The organism is Chondrinema litorale (assembly GCF_026250525.1).
Taxonomy (GTDB): Bacteria; Bacteroidota; Bacteroidia; order Cytophagales; family Flammeovirgaceae; genus Chondrinema; species Chondrinema litorale.
Genome location: NZ_CP111048.1, coordinates 167,880 through 185,703 on the forward strand (window position 1 = coordinate 167,880; position 17,824 = coordinate 185,703).

Here is a 17,824-nt window from a genome sequence, read left to right on the forward strand (position 1 = left end):
TATTAGATACTAATTTTCAGAAGCAATAGAATGAGACCTAATTTTAATAGAGGCATCTACTGGTATAGTTAGTGTCATGCTAGTACCTTGCTCTTTTACGCTGCTTACATCAATTTGGCCATTTAATTCTTTTACGGCTTTTTTTGCTATAAAAAGCCCAAGGCCATTTCCTTTAGATTTGGTTGAACCGACAAAGAACATTTCGAAAATATTAGGCAAGATTTTTTCATCAATTCCGATTCCATTATCAGATATGGTTACCACTAATTCCATATCTTTTGAGACATCAATTTTCACCAAAACTTCAGAAACTTCATGCTGATAAGTTAGCGCGTTTTGGATAATTGCTTTCATAGCTAACTCCAGCATAGTCGGTTTCGAAATAAAAGTAAGCTCTTCGGGATATTCAAATGATATTAAGTTGATGTTGTACTCAAAAGTTTTCTTAAGGTAATCGACTAAACTTTCAATCTCAATAATTTGATTTTCAGAAGGGTGGTTAATAATGGTGCTAATCTCTAATAAGCTCTCCAAAGTTTTACTCATACTATTAGTTACTTTGCTAAAGCTTTCCCAATAATCTTTAAAAGAATCACCATTGTCGAGTTTAAGAATTTGGAGTAGACCTTCAATCCTGGCTAAAGGTCCTCTAAGGTCGTGAGATGTTCTGTAGAGGAATAAATTCAACTCCTCTCTTGCATATATTAGCTCACGGGTTCTTTCGGCAATAATTTCTTCTAAGCTAAAATTGATTAACTGAATTTCTTCATTTGCTTCTCTCAGCTTAATAGTTTGATTAGAAATTTCATCGTGTTGCACTTCTAATTGATGATTCTTTTCACTTAGTTCTTCAGTTCTCTTATGAACCAGATGTTCAAGTTCCTTATTAATATTTTCTTGAAGAATTTTATTCTTTTTGAGTTGTACAATCAGTTCTTGTTGCGTATCTCTTTTGTCTTCTTCATTCAATCTAATTTTATAACCAAGTCCAAGAGCAAACACGATTAATTCGAATGTTACACCCAATTGCCCAAAAAGCGCATATTCATTAAATGCCAAGAAATGCCATATAATTGATAAAATTCCACCAATAGCTAATGCATAGTTTCCAATCTTAGCAAATTTTAATAGCCTTACTTCTTTAGGAATAAAGTTTAAAAAGACAATACCAGCAATCAATTCGAAAAACAGTATCACATTGGTGATATTAATCGAATAGATTGTTTTATTGGTGATAAACTGTAAAGTGATAGAAAATATAAATGTACCTAAACTGAAATAGGTGAAAGCTTTAAATACTTTATCCCATTTGGGCGAGTACTTTTTGGTTTCGAGAAATTTCCTGAAAAATAGAAAATAGAAGAATGGGCTTAAAGTAAATGATGTCCATATATAATTATTTACAGAAGGGTTTTCAGGTAAAATATAGTTAGAAGTAAAGCCAAAATTCCAGAAAAAGTATATAGAAATTGATAGAACATATAAAGCATAGTAAAGATAGGTTCTATCCTTATTTCCTATAAATACAAGAAAGCATAAAGTGATAATGATGACAAGTACACCTTGAAAAGCACTTTGTTTTATCAAAACAAAATGATAGTTATCAAACCAGTCTTTTGGATAAAATAATTGAGCTTTTATATTCGGTTTAAAACCTGTAACAGATTGAACTCTATAATATATTGTTTTAGATTCTTTAGGGAGTAGATACAAATTAAAGGTACAATCCTTTCTAAGGCCAGTAATATCTTTATTCGATTTTGTTTCCAATTCGCCAGCATACTCCACACTAAAAGTGCTGTCATTTTCACTTTGGTAGAATCTTACAAAATTGTTGTTATTAACAGCAAAAAGAACTCTTTTTAGTTTATCTGTTTCATTTTCAATTTTCACTTTTCCCCAATAGACAATATTGGCATCGTCATGCTTTTCAAAATTTTCGAATGGGATAAAATTATCTTGAAACTGTGGTTTGGAAACATCTATAATATCAAGTGAATTGCTAGTATCTGCTAGCAGACTGATACTGGGAGTAATATCAGCTAAGTTTTCAATTTCATTATTAATAGATACAGCATTCTGCCCATATAGTGTATACACACATATTTGTAATAGAATGAGTACTATTATAGATCTTATGTAAGTATTTATTAGTGGCATTGTGTCAATTTGTTCTCGGTTAGAACGTAAATGGTATTCATGTACTGTATCTATAATTTATGAAAATTTACATATCTTATGCTTTGTTAAGTTTTAAGGAATATGTAAATATCGCATCGAAATATATTTAAAATTGAGTATTAGGAATAAATTTCTATAGATAATTTTTCTCCACGTGTTATATGAAAGATAATTTTTCTGAAAATTCTAATCAATACCGATCCTACAGACCTAGATATCCGAGTGAGTTTTATGACTATCTCGAAAAGAACTTACTCAATTTCGAAAGAGTTTGGGATTGTGGCACCGGCAATGGTCAAGTAGCTAAAGAGCTTTCTATATTATTTGATGAGGTATATGCGACAGATATTAGTCAACCACAACTAGATAATGCATTTCTAGCAGATAATATAATATATTCTTGCCAGCCAGCAGAGCAAACATTTTTTCATGAAAATTTTTTCGATCTAATAGTAGTGGCGCAGGCGATTCATTGGTTCGATTTTGATTTGTTTTATCACGAAGTAAAAAAAACATTAAAGCCAGAGGGAGTTTTTATAATTATTGGGTACAATCTATTAAAGATTAATCCTGAGCTTGATGTAGTAATTAATCATTTTTATAAAAAGATAATAGGAACTTACTGGGATGCTGAGCGCAAATATATTGATGAAGCATATCAAACAATTCCATTCCCATTTAAAGAAGAATTCGTTCCTAAATTCCAGTACCAAACCAATTGGTCGCTTGAGCATTTAATCGGTTATTTAAAAACTTGGTCAGCAGTTAAGCATTACATTAAGGAAAAAGGCTCTAACCCGGTGGATTTAATTACAGAAGAATTAACTGTAAAATGGGGCGATCAAGCAACTAGAGAAATCACATTTCCAATTTTGTTTAGAATGGGTAAAATGCAATAGTTGATTCAATTTGGTGGATTTTTTATCTTAGTGCAAATCCTAAAACAAGATAAATTTACAAATCATGATCAACCAGATTGTAGTAAGAAAGATAGATGTAACTGAAGTTGAAAAGCTAAAAGAAGTAGGGATTCTAACTTTTACAGAATCTTTTGCCCACCTCAATACCGAATCAGATATGAAGCAATATCTCGATAAAAGCTTCAATAATGCACAAATATTATCTGAGCTAGAAAACCCAGAATCTGATTTTTACTTTGCAGAGATAAATGGCGAAGTAGTTGGTTATTTAAAGCTCAATTACGGGAAAGCTCAAACCGAACAAAAACTGCAAAATTCACTCGAAATAGAAAGAATATACATTCTGGCAAAATTTCAAGGAAACAGAATAGGCCAGTTATTTTTTGATAAAGCACTAGAAGTTGCCAATGCTAGAAAAGCCGAATACTTATGGTTAGGAGTTTGGGAGCATAACGAAGGTGCTTTGCGCTTCTATAAAAGGAATGGATTAGAGCCTTTCGACAAACATGTTTTTTGGTTAGGAGAAGATAAACAATACGATATTCTGATGAAAATGCCTCTTAAAGCTGAGCAGATTTCTTAAAATTCAACCCCATTTCTGAATATTATCTGCCGTTTATATAAAATTATTGCCATTACTTACTAAATTGTAGAACATATGTTTTAGAGATTTATATATTTGTTCTACAATTTAGTAACAAAATGAAGGAAACACGATTAGGTGAATTTGAAGAGGTAATTTTACTGCTCGTAGGCATTCTAGGAGAAGATGAAGCTTATGCATTTAAAATTGCCGATGAATTTGAATCACAAACAGGTAGATCAGTTTCGATTGGTGCTGTTCATTCAACTTTGAGCAGGCTAGAAGAAAAAGGTTTTTTAAACTCAGAGATGGGAAAAGCCTCAGCAGAAAGAGGCGGACGCAGAAAAAGAATTTTTACCATAACAGCTTATGGTAAAAGGGCACTCGAAACGTCGAGAGACTTTAAAGTGTCGCTTTGGAAACAATTCCCATCATTTGGAACAGACTTCGGACTTTCTTTTTCTTAGTATTTTGCATGAACAACATTCCATACCACCCAAATATGCCGAAAAGGTATTACTCTGGTTTCTAAAAGCAGAGCTAGCCGAAGAAGTATTGGGCGATTTGGATGAGCAATACTATCAGATTCTGAACAGAAAAAATCGAAGAAAAGCCGATTTACATTATTGGTATCAGGTTTTTAATTACCTCCGGCCATTTGCTATTAAACATTTGAAATTAACAGAATTAAATTCTATCGATATGTTCAGGCATCATTTACTCATTACTTTTAGAAATTTTAAGAGGTTTAAAAGTACCTTTTTCATCAATCTTGCTGGGCTGTCTACAGGCTTAGCCTGTGTGATACTAATTTATCTTTGGGTAAATGATGAAATGCATGTAGATAAGTTTCATGTAAATGATAATAACTTATATACAGTAATGTTGAACCATGAGGAGGCAAATGGTATAAATACTGGCCCAAATGCACCGGGTTTATTAGCAGAGGCATTGGAGAGTGAAGTACCAGAAGTTGAAATGGCTGTAGAAGATACAGATTCTCAATGGTTTGGAGAATCTTTCAGTATTTCGGATGGAGAGATTAATCAAAAGTTATTGGGGAAATTTTCAAGCGAAGATTATTTCAAACTTTTCACCTACGAGTTAATTGCTGGTAACAAAGCACAAGTTCTCCAAAATAAGAATTCTATAGTGCTTTCTGAAAGCGCCGCTATAAAGCTTTTTAATACTACGGAGGATGTAGTTGGTAAAACAGTAGACTGGCATTTGCTTCACTTTAGTAGTACAGCAACTATTACAGGTATTTTTAAAGATGTAACAGACAAATCAAGTACACGCTTCGATTTTATATTGCCTATAGATGTATACAAAGATTTGCTAGGCAAAGAGAGTATACATTGGGGGAATTACAATGTTTATACCTATGTGCTACTCAATGAAGCGGCAGATTTAAAAACTTTGAATTCCAGAATTAAAACTTTTATAAAGGATAAAGTGGAATGGTCTAATGTAGAGTTGTTCTTTGCAAAATACTCCGACAATTATCTTCATGGAAATTATGAAAATGGTGTTCAAACTGGTGGAAGAATCATTTATGTACGTCTTTTCTCGATTGTCGCTCTATTTATTTTAGCGATTGCTTGCATCAATTTTATGAATCTTTCCACTGCCAGAGCATCCAGAAGATTAAAAGAAGTAGGTGTAAAAAAAGCGATTGGAGCAAGAAGGTTCGATTTAATTAATCAGTATATGAGCGAATCGGTTATCTTATCGGTAATTGCTTTGCTAGTATCAATACTTATGGTAAGTGTTTTACTTCCAGATTTTAACCAAATAACAGGCAAGCAGCTCACATTAAAATATAATGATCAATTAATGCTCGGTTTGGCTGCAATTACATTGCTTACAGGAATTTTGGCAGGTAGTTATCCGGCATTGTACCTCTCAGGATTTAAACCAATTGCTGTGTTAAAAGGCGCTGGCCATTCTGGTAAAAAGGGAAATGGAACTGGAGAAATGTGGGCAAGAAAAGGCTTGGTGGTTTTTCAGTTTACACTTTCTATCATTTTAATAGTTTCAGTATTGGTTGTTTATAAGCAAATAGAATTTATACAAAATACCAATATCGGATTCGAAAAAGACAATGTTATTATATTTCCGAGTGAAGGCAAAGTTACCCAAAATCTAGAGTTAGCTATTAATGAAATTGAGAAAATTCCGGGAGTTAAAATGGCATCTGCTACAGCTCATTCGTTTACCAGCTCTGGCAGTTTTACTACAGGAGTAAATTGGGATGGCAAAGATCCAGATAGCAATGTACGCTTCTCTCTTATCAATGGATATTATGGTTTGATTGAAACCATGGGAGTTAAGACAAAAGAGGGCAGGAGTTTCTCAAAAGAATTTGCAAATGAAAATGAGAAATTGATCATTAATGAGACTGCGGTTGAAACTATGGGTTTGACTGATCCTGTAGGCAAAACCATTGAATTATGGGGAAAAGATATGGTGGTTATTGGAGTAGTAGAAGATTTTTATTCTCAGTCGCTACATGATAAAATACCGCCTACAATTTTAAAACTCGACAATGAATTTTTGCCTTTAATAACTGTAAAAATAAAAGCAGGAACTGAAGCTGAAACCTTGAATCAGATTGAAAGTTTCTACAAAGCATTTAACCCAGGTTATCCATTCGATTTCAAATTTTTAGATCAGGAGTTTCAGGCTCAATACGAAGCAGAAAAGCGTGTATCTCAACTTTCCAGATACTTTGCAGGCATCGCTATTCTTATTTCTTGTTTGGGTTTATTCGGTTTGGCAGCCTTTACCGCAGAAAGAAGATTGAAAGAAATTAGCATCAGAAAAATATTAGGTTCCAGTGAGTGGAACATCATCTACCTTTTATCCAACGACTTCACAAAAATGGTATTAACAGCAATTGTAATAGCCATTCCGGTGAGCTATTTAATTGCACAAAAGTGGCTCGAAAGTTTTGCAACCAGTATAGAGCTTGAGTGGTGGTACTTTGCTGTAACCAGTTTACTAGCATTGTTGATTGCCTGGTTTACAGTTGGCTTGCAAACAGTAAAAGCTGCCAAAGTAAATCCAGTGCAAAGTTTAAAAAGTGAATAGAAATAAAAATGTACCGCCCAAACTAGCAAACAGATTCCTTCACTGGTTTCTAAGGGAAAATATTGCCGAAGAAGTAGCAGGTGACTTAGAAGAGCAGTTTTACCACAAATTAAAAAATAGCTCTTTACGAAAAGCCAAGCTAGATTATTGGTATCAGGTTTTTAATTATCTCAGGCCATTTGCCATCAAAAATTTAAAAACTTCAAATATGAGTCGTTACGCTTTACTCAATAGTTATGCAAAAATAAGTTGGAGAAATTTACTGAAGCAAAAGCTATATTCATCTATCAACATCGGAGGTTTGGCAATAGGTCTGGCGAGTTTTATCCTGATTCTACTATATGTAGAACATGAGCTTACTTACGATCATTTTTATGGCGATTCAGATAAGATTCATCGCATTGTAAACTGGCAGTCTACAATGGGCGAGTCAGATAAATGGGCGGTAACACCTGCACCATTGGCTACTTTACTTGAGCAGGAATTCCCCGAAGTGAAAAAAGCGACAAGTATTTCAAATGGTGAGTTTTTGCTTATACAAGAGAATAATAGTTTTTGGGAAAAGGGCATTTGGGCAGATAAAAACTATTTCGAAGTTTTTAATTATCCACTTTTAGTTGGCGAACCTAAAAAAGTTTTAGCAGAGCCGAATAGCATTGTAATTTCAGAAACATTGGCAGCCAAGTTTTTTGCTAAAGAAAATCCAATTGGCAAGAGCATTAAATTGAAGATGTATTCTTCTAATTACGATTTTATGGTAACAGGTTTAATGCCTGATGTTCCAGAGAAATCTTCATTAAAATTTCAATTTATTGCTAGCCTAAATTCACGTAAAAATTATGTAGAAGCGTTGAATGAAAATTTGTGGAATAATAGTTCTTATGTCACATTTTTTTTATTGGAAGATGGTGCTAACCCAAAGGAACTAGAGAATAAGATAAAAGTAGCAAACATCCCTCAAAAATTTTATGCCTACGAACCTGAAGAAGATGAAGAGTTACAATACCTAGTTGAGCCATTATTAGATTTACATTTAGAGCAAGCAGTTAGTTTCGATGTTGGACTAAAAGGTGATAAAAACTATATCTACTTTTATTCGGTATTGGCTTTTTTAATATTGATTCTTGCTTGCATCAACTACATGAACTTGGCAATAGCACGCTCAATTAATAGAGCCAGAGAAGTTGGATTAAGAAAAGTAATTGGCGCATTTAAGAATCAAATAATAGCACAGTTTTTAGGAGAAGCAGTTCTAATAACACTCATCGCATTTGTATTAAGTTTGGTATTAGTACAATTGATACTACCTTTATTTAGCGCTCTTATAGAGCGGCCACTTACTTTAGATTTGCTAGAAAATTCGCTAACACTACCAGCAATTTTATTACTCTTATTAGCTGTAGGTATTTTTTCTGGAAGTTATCCAGCGTTTTTTATGTCGGCATTGCAGCCTGTAAAAGTTTTAAAAGGCAAAATAGATAGTCGTTCTCGAAACTCAGGCTTGCAGCGAGTTTTAGTAGTATTACAATACACAGTTTCTATTAGTCTAATCATTTCTTCTTTTGTGATATACCAGCAAATGGAATATATACAGACAAAAGAGTTAGGCTATAACAAAGAACACGTCATTACTATACCAATTAAAGATATAAATCTTAGAAGTAAAATAGATGTTATAAAAAATGAATGGACTAAAAACCCCAATCTGCTATCGGTAGCACAATCTTCTGGATTACCAGTTGATGTAGCAAATGGAAGATATATAGACGAATGGGATGGAAAGCAATTAGAAGCTTCACTTTTTATTAATCAGTCTAGTATCGGGGTAAACTATTTAAACCTGTTTGAGATAGACTTAATAGCAGGGCGTAATTTTAACTTGGATACTAAAAGTGATTACGATGTAGGAACCATTCTTAATGAAACTGCTGTACGTGCCTTGGGCTGGACACCAGAAAAAGCAATTGGCAAGCAGTTTATTCGCGAAGGGAATCAACCAGATGTGGTGGTAGGTGTAGTAAAAGATTTCAACATGCATTCGCTCCATGAGGCAATAAATCCATTAATGTTTAAGCTTTGCGAGTCTAAACATACAGGTGTTTTATCAGCCAGAGTAAAGCCAAATCAATTACGAGAAACCATAGAATTTTTAGAAAGCACGATTACACCTCATACCGACTATCCATTTGAGTATGCCTTTCTCGACGATAAATTCGATCAGCTTTACAAAAATGATATAAGATTAGGAAAGACCTTTGGCTTTTTTACCATACTGGCTATTCTAATCGCATCTTTGGGTTTGTTTGGTTTGGCAGCTTTTACAACAAAACAGCGAACCAAAGAGATTGGCATTCGCAAAGTATTAGGCGCTTCACCAATTAAAATATTCTCATTACTAGCAGAAAACTTTTTAAAGCTGATTGCCTTAGCCTTTGTACTTTCCATTCCGCTGGCTTGGTACGGTATGGAAAAGTGGTTAGAAAACTTTGCCTTTAGGATAGATATTGAATGGTGGATGTTTGCCATTACAGGAATGTCTGTACTATTCATTGCCTATTTTACAATTGGCTACCAGTCAATTAAAGCAGCATTATTAAATCCAGTAGACAGTCTTCGATCAGAATAAAATATTAGAAAATTGAATAAAAATAGACCTATACCGCCCAAACTAGCAAACAGATTCCTGCACTGGTTTCTAAGAGAAGATATTGCCGAAGAAGTAGAAGGCGATTTGGAAGAGCAGTTTTACTACAGATTAAAAAACAGGTCTTTACGAAAAGCCAAGCTAGATTATTGGTATCAGGTTTTTAATTATCTCAGGCCATTTGCCATCAAACATTTAAAAACATCAAACATGAGTCATTACGCTTTACTTCAAAGCTATTTTAAAATAAGCTGGAGAAATTTACTGAAACAAAAGCTTTATTCTTCTATTAACATTGGAGGTTTGGCAATTGGTCTGGCGAGTTTTATCTTGATTTTACTGTATGTAGAACACGAGCTTACTTACGATCAGTTTTATGGCAACTCCCAAAACATCTATCGGGTTTACCAAAAGCAACCGGGAAATATGTTTCAAGAAACAGACTTTTTTGCAGTAACTCCTGCTCCATTAGCAGCAACTTTAAAAGAGGAGTTTCCAGAGGTGGAGCATGCTACTTCCATTTCAAGAATCAGTTCTTTATTTAGTCTCGAAGATGATGTTTTCTACGAAGATGGCATTTGGGCAGATGCGCATTATTTCGATGTTTTTAATATCCCGCTTCTACAAGGAAACCCAGAAAAAGCATTGTCTGAGCCCAACTCTATAGTGCTTACAGAATCTATGGCACTTAAAATATTTAGCTATGAAAATCCAATTGGCAAGTCTATTCATATTAAAAATTACAGCATAGATACTGATTTTATCGTAACTGGATTAATGGCAGATTTGCCAGATAAGTCTTCTATCAAATATCAATACATTACTAGTATCAACTCTAGGAGTAGATATAAGCAGGCTATAGAGGAAAGCCGCTGGAATAACAACAGCTACCATACCTTTTTTACAATGCCTACAGGTAATGATGCAGCACAAATTCAACAAAAAATTAGAGAGGCTAACATTCCTCAAAAGTATAATAAAGATGAATCTAATACCGACGAATATTATGTAAGCTCATTAGCTGATCTTCATTTAGAAACAGGGATTAACTTCGATATAGGCTTAAAAGGAGATAAAAAGTATGTCACGTTCTTTTCTATAATTGCTGTATTAATTCTGTTGTTGGCTTGTATCAATTACATGAATTTAGCCATTGCCCGCTCAATTAATCGAGCACGCGAAGTAGGATTGAGAAAAGTAATTGGTGCTATTAAAAAACAACTTATCGCACAGTTTTTAGGCGAGTCTCTGCTCATCACGATCTTAGCTTTTGTACTTGCTTTAGCATTGGTTCAATTAGTTCTTCCATTTTTTGGAGAGTTAATAGAAAGAGATTTATCACTCAATTTATTCGAAAATCCTTATTTGTTATTAGGCTCTTTACTGCTGTTAATTTTTGTTGGTATTTTTTCTGGAAGTTATCCGGCATTTTACATGTCGTCATTAAAGCCAGTAAAAGTATTAAAGGGCAAAATCGATAGTAAAACAAGAAACTCAGGTTTGCAAAAGTTTTTGGTAGTTGGTCAATATACAGTTTCAATCACATTAATTACTGCTTGTCTTATTATTTACCAACAAATGCAGTTTATCCAAAACAAAGAGTTGGGTTACAACAAAGATCATGTAATTACCATTGACTCTCGAAATCCAGAATTGACAAAAGATGTTGAAACATTGGAGCAAGAATGGTTGGCTAACCCCAATATACAAAAAGTAGCTTACTCAAGCAGTCTACCTAGCAATGTTGATTCGAGCACAGAGATCGCATTAGATGAAGATAGTGAAGATGGTGTTTTGATTTATATTACCAGAGTAGGATACGATTATCTGGATGTATTTGGTATTGAACTCTTGGCAGGCAGAAACTTTTCGAGAGATATTAAAAGTGATGAGAAAGAAGGTTATATCTTGAACGAGAAAGCAGTAAAAGCATTAGGCTGGACACCAGAAGAAGCAATAGGAAAACAATTCGATTACAATGACGATCCTTCTATAATTATTGGTGTGATAAAAGATTTTCATATGCACTCCATGCATCTTGATATTCAGCCTTTAATGATTTCTTTAACTACTTCAGGAATAGTTGGAAATTTGTCAGTGAAGGTTGCTCAAGAAAATTTACCAGAAACCATTGCTCATTTAGAGAAAACCATGAAGAAGTATTCATCTTTTCCATTTGAATATGCTTTTTTGAATGATAAGTTCGATCAACTCTATAAAGAAGATATGAGATTGGGAGAAACATTCGGCTTTTTTACGATACTCGCAGTTATTATTGCTTCATTGGGTTTGTTTGGATTGGCTGCGTTTACCACACAACAACGCACAAAAGAAATCGGAATTCGCAAAGTGTTAGGAGCATCACCTTTAAAAATCTTCTCATTATTGGCAGAAAACTTCTTGAAATTGATCGCCATAGCTTTTGTCCTTTCTATTCCTTTGGCTTGGTATGGCATGGAAAAATGGCTGCAAGATTTTGCCTTTAGAATAGATATAAAATGGTGGATGTTTGCCTTAACAGGTTTGGCTGTATTCTTAGTAGCTTATTTAACTATTGGTTATCAGTCTTTAAAAGCAGCATTGGTAAATCCAGTGAAAAGTCTGCGCTCAGAATAAAATATTGAATGAATCATAAGAAAACCATACCGCCCAAATTGGCTCAAAAGTTTCTTCACTGCTTTCTCAAAGAGGAACTGGCAGAAGAGGTGGAGGGCGATTTGGAAGAACAGTTTTATTCCAGACTAGAAGAAAGTTCTTTATGGAAAACAAAACTGAACTACTGGTATGAAGTGATCAATTATTTAAGACCATTTTCTATTAAAAATTTAGAAAGTCCAATTAGACCTCATTTTGCGATGTTCAATAATTATTTTTTAATAGGTTGGAGAAGTTTATTAAAGCAAAAAGTTTATTCTTTAATTAAAATCGGGGGATTTTCCATTGGTATTGCAGCATGTTTACTCATCTTCCTTTTCATCCGGGAGGATTTGAGTTATGACCGATATTATCAAAATGGCGACCGTATTTATAGGATTTTTCGGGAATCAAGTTTTAATGGAGAATCGGGAAAAGGGGCACATTTTCCCTCCCCATTTGCAGCAGCTTTACTGGAAGAAATTCCTGAAATAGAACAGGCAGGACGATACAACTCTTCATACATGTTCGGTGCTGGGAGCAACGAAGTCAGGAGAGCAGATCAACAAGAAAGTAGCCATGAAGACAGAATTACCTTTGCGGATCAATCCTTACTAGAAATACTGCAAACACCATTTATTTATGGCAATCCCAAAAGTGCATTGGCTGATCCCGATGGCATAGTAATTACTAAAAGCAAAGCTGATAAATATTTTCCAGATGAAAATCCAATTGGTAAAATCCTCATTTTCAATAATGATGATTCCAATCAATTTAAAGTAAGTGGCGTAATTAAAGACTTTCCCTCGACTTCTCATTTTCAATTTGATTTTCTCATTTCGCTTGCTGAGCGTGAGTTTTATACTGGAGAATTAACCAACTGGAAAAATGATAATTACATCACTTACATAGTAGTAAAACCGGGAACTAATATTGTAGATTTAGAAGATAAATTCTCCTTATTAATTGATAAATATTTTCTACCTCCGCGACTAGAGGCTGGCAGCCAAGAGTCTATTAACTGGGTAAAAAGTTTCCATTTTGGTTTGCAGCCAGTAAAAGACATTCACTTAAATGTAGACGAAGTTGGCGATAATTTAGCGCATGGAGACATCCGTTTTATTTGGCTTTTTGGAGCAATTGCATCATTCATATTAATAATAGCCTGTATCAATTTTATTAACCTTTCAACAGCGAGATCTGCTAACAGAGCCAGAGAAGTAGGTTTAAGAAAAGTAGTTGGTTCTAATCGATCTGGTTTGGTTAAACAGTTTTTAACAGAATCAATTTTATTCAGCTTTCTAGCCGTTCTATTAGGAAGTTTATTGGCGGCTTTGTTCCTGCCATATTTTAATACCTTGCTGGGTAAATCGCTTACATTTCCAATATTAGAATGGTGGTTTATGCCAATTCTCATAGCCGGAACCTTAATTATCGGAATTATTGCAGGAATTTATCCTTCCTTTTATCTATCTTCTTTTCAACCGATTAATGTGCTGAAAGGTAATGTAAGTAGGGGAACTCAAAAATCAACATTGAGAAGTTCTTTGGTAGTTTTTCAATTTACTGTTTCTATTATTTTAATTATAGGTACTCTCATCATCAACAAACAGATGGATTATATCCTGCATAAAAAACTTGGATTTGAAAAAGACCAGGTCATTGTTATTCAGGGAACACACACTTTGGAAAACAAACTGGAAGTCTTTAAAAATGAATTGGTGAATTTACCTGAGGTGGAATCGGTTTCCATCAGCAGTTTCCTACCGGTTGAAGGATTCAGAACAAATAATGGAGGATGGTTAAAAGAAGGTATGCAAGAAGATGACGCTGTGAGCGGTCAGCATTGGTCGGTTGATCGAGATTATATAGAAACCTTGGGTTTAAAAATTAAACAAGGGAGAGATTTTCACAAAGAAGTCACCACTGATTCTCAATCAGTTATCATTAATGAATCACTGGCAAAGCAATTAAATTTTGAGCATCCTATAGGAGAACAGATTTCAGATTGGTCTGGCAAATGGATAATTATTGGCGTAGTAGAAGACTTCCATTTTGAATCGATGAAGCAAGCTATTAGACCATTGGGCATGTATTTAAAACCAAGTGTAAAAACTGTTTCTGTAAAAGTTATTACAGCAGAAATGCCTGTTATGATTCAGGAACTCGAAAGTCTCTGGAAAGAATTTTCTCCCAACCAGGCTTTTCGGTACACCTTTCTTGATTTGCATTATGAAAAGATGTATCAGGACGTAGAGCGGATAGGAACGATGTTTAGCGTTTTTGCGCTACTTGCCATAGTAGTTGCTTGTCTGGGCTTATTTGCTTTGTCTTCTTTTCTGGTAGAACAGCGTGCAAAAGAGATAAGCATCCGCTTGATTTTGGGTGCATCGATCAGCAGTATTTTCCGCTTACTCACACACAATTTTGTAGTGTTAGTGTTTATTTCCATTTTAATTGCAGTGCCAATTGCATTATTGATGATGCAAAAATGGCTAGAAGATTATGCTTATCGAATCACTATAGGGGTTGATACTTTTTTACTCGCCGGATTTATTGCCGTATTTATAGCACTGTCAACTATCAGTTACCAATCTATAAAAGCGTCCTTAGTAAATCCGGTTAAGAACCTCAAATCCGAATAAACTATTGAATGAAATATAAAAAAACCATACCGCCCAAATTGGCTCAAAAGTTTCTTCGCTGCTTTCTTAAAGATGAACTGGCAGAAGAGGTGGAGGGCGATTTGGAAGAACAGTTTTATTCCAGACTAGAAGAAAGCGTTTTATGGAAAGCAAAACTGAACTACTGGTATGAAGTGATCAATTATTTAAGACCATTCGCACTTCGGTTTTTCAAAACATCAAACATTAATTTTTTGGCTATGTTCAGACACAACTTACTTATTTCCTTTAGGAATTTTAAGCGATATAAAAGTTCATTTTTGATCAATCTTACTGGTTTATCTACTGGGTTGGCTTGTGTGTTTTTAATTTATTTATGGGTAAATGATGAACTAAAGTTTGATAAATTTCACGAAAAAGATGCACAGATATTTATGGTCTTAGAACATCGTGTACAGTCTGGCAAAAAGGTATTATTTTGGTCTACTTCGGGGCCAACAGCAGATGCGTTAAAAGAAGAATTTCCAGAAATAATTGCAGCCACTACAGATAAAAATGGTGGTAATGCTACGCTTACTATCGGAGAAAAAAACGTGCAAGCAAGTGGTCATTATGTTGGGCAAGACTTTTTCAAAATCTTTTCATTTCCATTACTCCAAGGGGATGCAGATCAAGTACTTGCTGATAAAAACTCTATAGTTATTTCGGATGAGTTGGCAATGAGAATCTTTGGAACAACAGAAAATGTAGTTGGCAAAACCATTGAATGGCAACATGAGAGAGAATTTCAAGTTTCTGGTGTATTTGAGAAAATGCCACTAAACTCATCCATACAAAAAGATTTTGTACTCTCTTTTGAAATGTACCAAGAAAACAATGAGTGGGTAACCAACTGGATGAATACAAGCCCGAATGCTTATGTTTTACTACAAGAGGGAACAGATGTAGAGCAGTTAAATGAGAAACTAGCCAATTTTGTTCAGCAAAAAACTAATAACGAAGTAACTCACAGAACCATGTTTGTTGCTAAGTTTTCAGATTTGTACCTCTATGGAAATTACGAAAACGGCGTGCAAGCAGGTGGAAGAATAGAATATGTAAAACTGTTTTCCATAGTAGCTGCATTCATTCTACTCATTGCCTGTATCAACTTTATGAATCTTTCCACCGCCAGAGCATCCAGAAGGATGAAAGAAGTGGGCATTAAGAAAACGGTGGGAGCTAAGAGAGGTTCTTTAATATTCCAATATTTATCTGAGTCTTTGTCTATTTCCTTTTTGGCATTGGTTGTTGCTTTTGTATTGGTCAATTTATTACTGCCTCAGTTTAATGAAATTACAGGAAAAAAATTAGCGATAGACTACAGCCCAGCTATTCTTTTAACAGCTTTTGGTATTACAGCAGTTACAGGCATTTTGGCAGGTAGCTATCCTGCAATTTACTTATCGAGTTTTAATCCGGGAGTAGTTTTAAAAGGGAAATTGAATAGGTCTGTAGGTGAGCTTTGGACACGAAAAGGTTTGGTAGTGATTCAGTTTGTACTTTCTGTAGTGCTTATAGTTTCTGTTTTGGTGGTCTATAAACAAATAGAATATGTGCAGAATAAAAACTTAGGCTATAACAAAGAAAACATCATCTATTTTAGAGATTTAAGTAAAGATGAAAGTAATCTAGAATCTTTTATTTCTGAGCTCAAAGATATACCCGGTGTAAAAAACGCTACAAGTATTGGGCATTCGTTGAGTGGCCACGATAGCGGAACTTATGGCATTGAATGGGAAGGTAGAGACCCGAATGATAAAACCGAGTTTGAGAATGTAGCTGTGAATTACGATGCCATTGAGTTAATAGGTGTGGAGATGAAAGAAGGTAGGACATTTTCAAGAGAATTTAGCACAGATACAGCCAAGATTATTTTTAATGAAAAGGCGATAGAATATATGGGCTTTACTGATAACCCAATTGGCAAAGTGATCAAACTTTGGGGATTAGACAGAGAGATTATTGGAGTGGCAAAAGATTTCCATTTCGAATCGCTAAGAGAAGAAATTAAACCTTTGTTTTTCAGATTAAGGCCTTTATCTACTTGGAATATTATGGTAAAAGTGCAAGGTGGTAGCGAGCAGGAAGTGATTAGTAATTTGGCAAATATATCAGAAAAGTTTTATCCCGGTTTCCCATTCGATTATAAATTCTTAGATGACCAGTATCAATCGATGTATGAAGCAGAAAAGAGAGTCGCAAAACTTTCGCGCTACTTTGCCGGACTGGCAGTAATTATTTCTTGTCTGGGATTATTCGGTTTGTCTGCTTTTACCGCAGAGCGAAGAATTAAAGAAATTGGTATTCGAAAAGTGTTAGGCGCCAATGTATTTAGCATTGTTTACTTGCTCTCTATCGATTTTACTAAAATGGTTTTAACAGCTATTATTATAGCATTGCCCATTAGCTATTTTGTTGCAGCGGAATGGTTACAAAATTTCGAGTTTAGTGTAGGTTTAGAATGGTGGTATTTTGCCGGTGCCGGAATTGTCGCATTGTTAATTGCTTGGTTTACGGTAGGTATTCAAACACTAAAAGCAGCAGGAATGAATCCGGTAAAAAGTCTGAAAAGTGAATAATTGATTGTTCTTACTGTCCTCCAGCGGACAGTAACTGTTCACCAGCAAACATTTTAGAACTTTTGTATATTTAAAAGTGCCTTTCTGTACTCCTGAGAGGCACTTTTTCTTTTGGCACGTATTTGTTATACTAAAATAGAAGATATAGTATAATCCAGTTTATAAATATAGATATTTTTCTGATGAGAAGAAGTGATTTGGGAGAATTTGAAGAAGTTGTTTTGTTAACAGTAGCTGTTTTAAGTCCAGAGGCTTACAGTGTAGCTGTTGCTGAAGAACTCGAAGAACAACTCGGTAGAATGATTACTACCGGTGCAGTACATGCAGCCCTTCAAAGACTTGAAAAAAAAGGTTATCTCACTTCAAAAATGGGAGAAGCTACTGCCGAAAGAGGCGGTAGAAGAAAAAGACTTTTTTCTGTAACTGTAGCTGGAAGTCGTATGATACACGAAGTACGTGCAATAAGAAATCGATTATGGGGAAGAATTGGTCCAGATTCATTGCCAGAATTTAATATGGGATAA

At 34.6% G+C, this 17,824-nt stretch carries 10 protein-coding genes; 9 read left to right on the forward strand and 1 reads right to left on the reverse strand.

The genetic code is table 11. The annotated features are described in order from the left end of the window. Positions 1–9: 9 nt before the first annotated feature. The gene (locus OQ292_RS27930; RefSeq protein WP_284687381.1) at positions 10–2,100 is read right to left on the reverse strand and encodes a sensor histidine kinase; all 2,091 of its coding nucleotides are present in this window, start codon (positions 2,098–2,100) and stop codon (positions 10–12) included. Positions 2,101–2,342: 242 nt separating this feature from the next. On the opposite strand from OQ292_RS27930, the gene OQ292_RS27935 reads away from it, so the two are divergent. The 9 genes from OQ292_RS27935 (at position 2,343) to OQ292_RS27975 (ending at position 17,824) form a co-directional block, all read left to right on the forward strand. Further along, on the forward strand, positions 2,343–3,080 hold the full coding sequence (locus tag OQ292_RS27935) for a class I SAM-dependent methyltransferase (RefSeq protein WP_284687382.1): 738 nt from the start codon (positions 2,343–2,345) through the stop codon (positions 3,078–3,080). A 64-nt stretch (positions 3,081–3,144) separates the two neighbouring features. After that, positions 3,145–3,684, forward strand: a complete 540-nt coding sequence (locus OQ292_RS27940; RefSeq protein WP_284687383.1) for a GNAT family N-acetyltransferase — start codon at positions 3,145–3,147, stop codon at positions 3,682–3,684. A gap of 119 nt (positions 3,685–3,803) precedes the next feature. Further along, positions 3,804–4,151, forward strand: a complete 348-nt coding sequence (locus OQ292_RS27945; protein ID WP_284687384.1) for a PadR family transcriptional regulator — start codon at positions 3,804–3,806, stop codon at positions 4,149–4,151. Then, complete coding sequence (locus OQ292_RS27950; RefSeq protein WP_284687385.1) at positions 4,120–6,777, forward strand: ABC transporter permease; 2,658 nt, start codon at positions 4,120–4,122, stop codon at positions 6,775–6,777. Before OQ292_RS27945 ends, OQ292_RS27950 begins: the two co-directional genes overlap by 32 nt. Then, positions 6,770–9,403 (forward strand): ABC transporter permease, encoded by a 2,634-nt coding sequence (locus tag OQ292_RS27955; RefSeq protein ID WP_284687386.1) that lies wholly within the window; start codon positions 6,770–6,772, stop codon positions 9,401–9,403. The genes OQ292_RS27950 and OQ292_RS27955 overlap by 8 nt, the downstream gene beginning before the upstream one ends. A 12-nt stretch (positions 9,404–9,415) precedes the next feature. Continuing rightward, the gene (locus OQ292_RS27960) at positions 9,416–12,037 is read left to right on the forward strand and encodes an ABC transporter permease (RefSeq protein ID WP_284687387.1); all 2,622 of its coding nucleotides are present in this window, start codon (positions 9,416–9,418) and stop codon (positions 12,035–12,037) included. Positions 12,038–12,045: 8 nt separating this feature from the next. Next, positions 12,046–14,700: an ABC transporter permease gene (locus OQ292_RS27965; protein WP_284687388.1), complete on the forward strand. Its 2,655-nt coding sequence runs from the start codon at positions 12,046–12,048 to the stop codon at positions 14,698–14,700. An 8-nt stretch (positions 14,701–14,708) separates the two neighbouring features. Then, on the forward strand, positions 14,709–17,300 hold the full coding sequence (locus tag OQ292_RS27970; RefSeq protein ID WP_284687389.1) for an ABC transporter permease: 2,592 nt from the start codon (positions 14,709–14,711) through the stop codon (positions 17,298–17,300). Between the two features lie 182 nt (positions 17,301–17,482). After that, a complete protein-coding gene (locus OQ292_RS27975; RefSeq protein ID WP_284687390.1) occupies positions 17,483–17,824 on the forward strand; it encodes a PadR family transcriptional regulator in 342 nt (113 codons plus the stop codon).

Excerpts from the sequence above, each read along its gene's own strand:
- OQ292_RS27935 (WP_284687382.1), top strand. The coding sequence starts at position 2,343 with ATGAAAGATAATTTTTCTGAAAATTCTAATCAATACCGATCCTACAGA.
- OQ292_RS27940 (WP_284687383.1), top strand. The coding sequence starts at position 3,145 with ATGATCAACCAGATTGTAGTAAGAAAGATAGATGTAACTGAAGTTGAA.
- OQ292_RS27945 (WP_284687384.1), top strand. The coding sequence starts at position 3,804 with ATGAAGGAAACACGATTAGGTGAATTTGAAGAGGTAATTTTACTGCTC.
- OQ292_RS27965 (WP_284687388.1), top strand. The coding sequence starts at position 12,046 with ATGAATCATAAGAAAACCATACCGCCCAAATTGGCTCAAAAGTTTCTT.
- OQ292_RS27970 (WP_284687389.1), top strand. The coding sequence starts at position 14,709 with ATGAAATATAAAAAAACCATACCGCCCAAATTGGCTCAAAAGTTTCTT.
- OQ292_RS27975 (WP_284687390.1), top strand. The coding sequence starts at position 17,483 with ATGAGAAGAAGTGATTTGGGAGAATTTGAAGAAGTTGTTTTGTTAACA.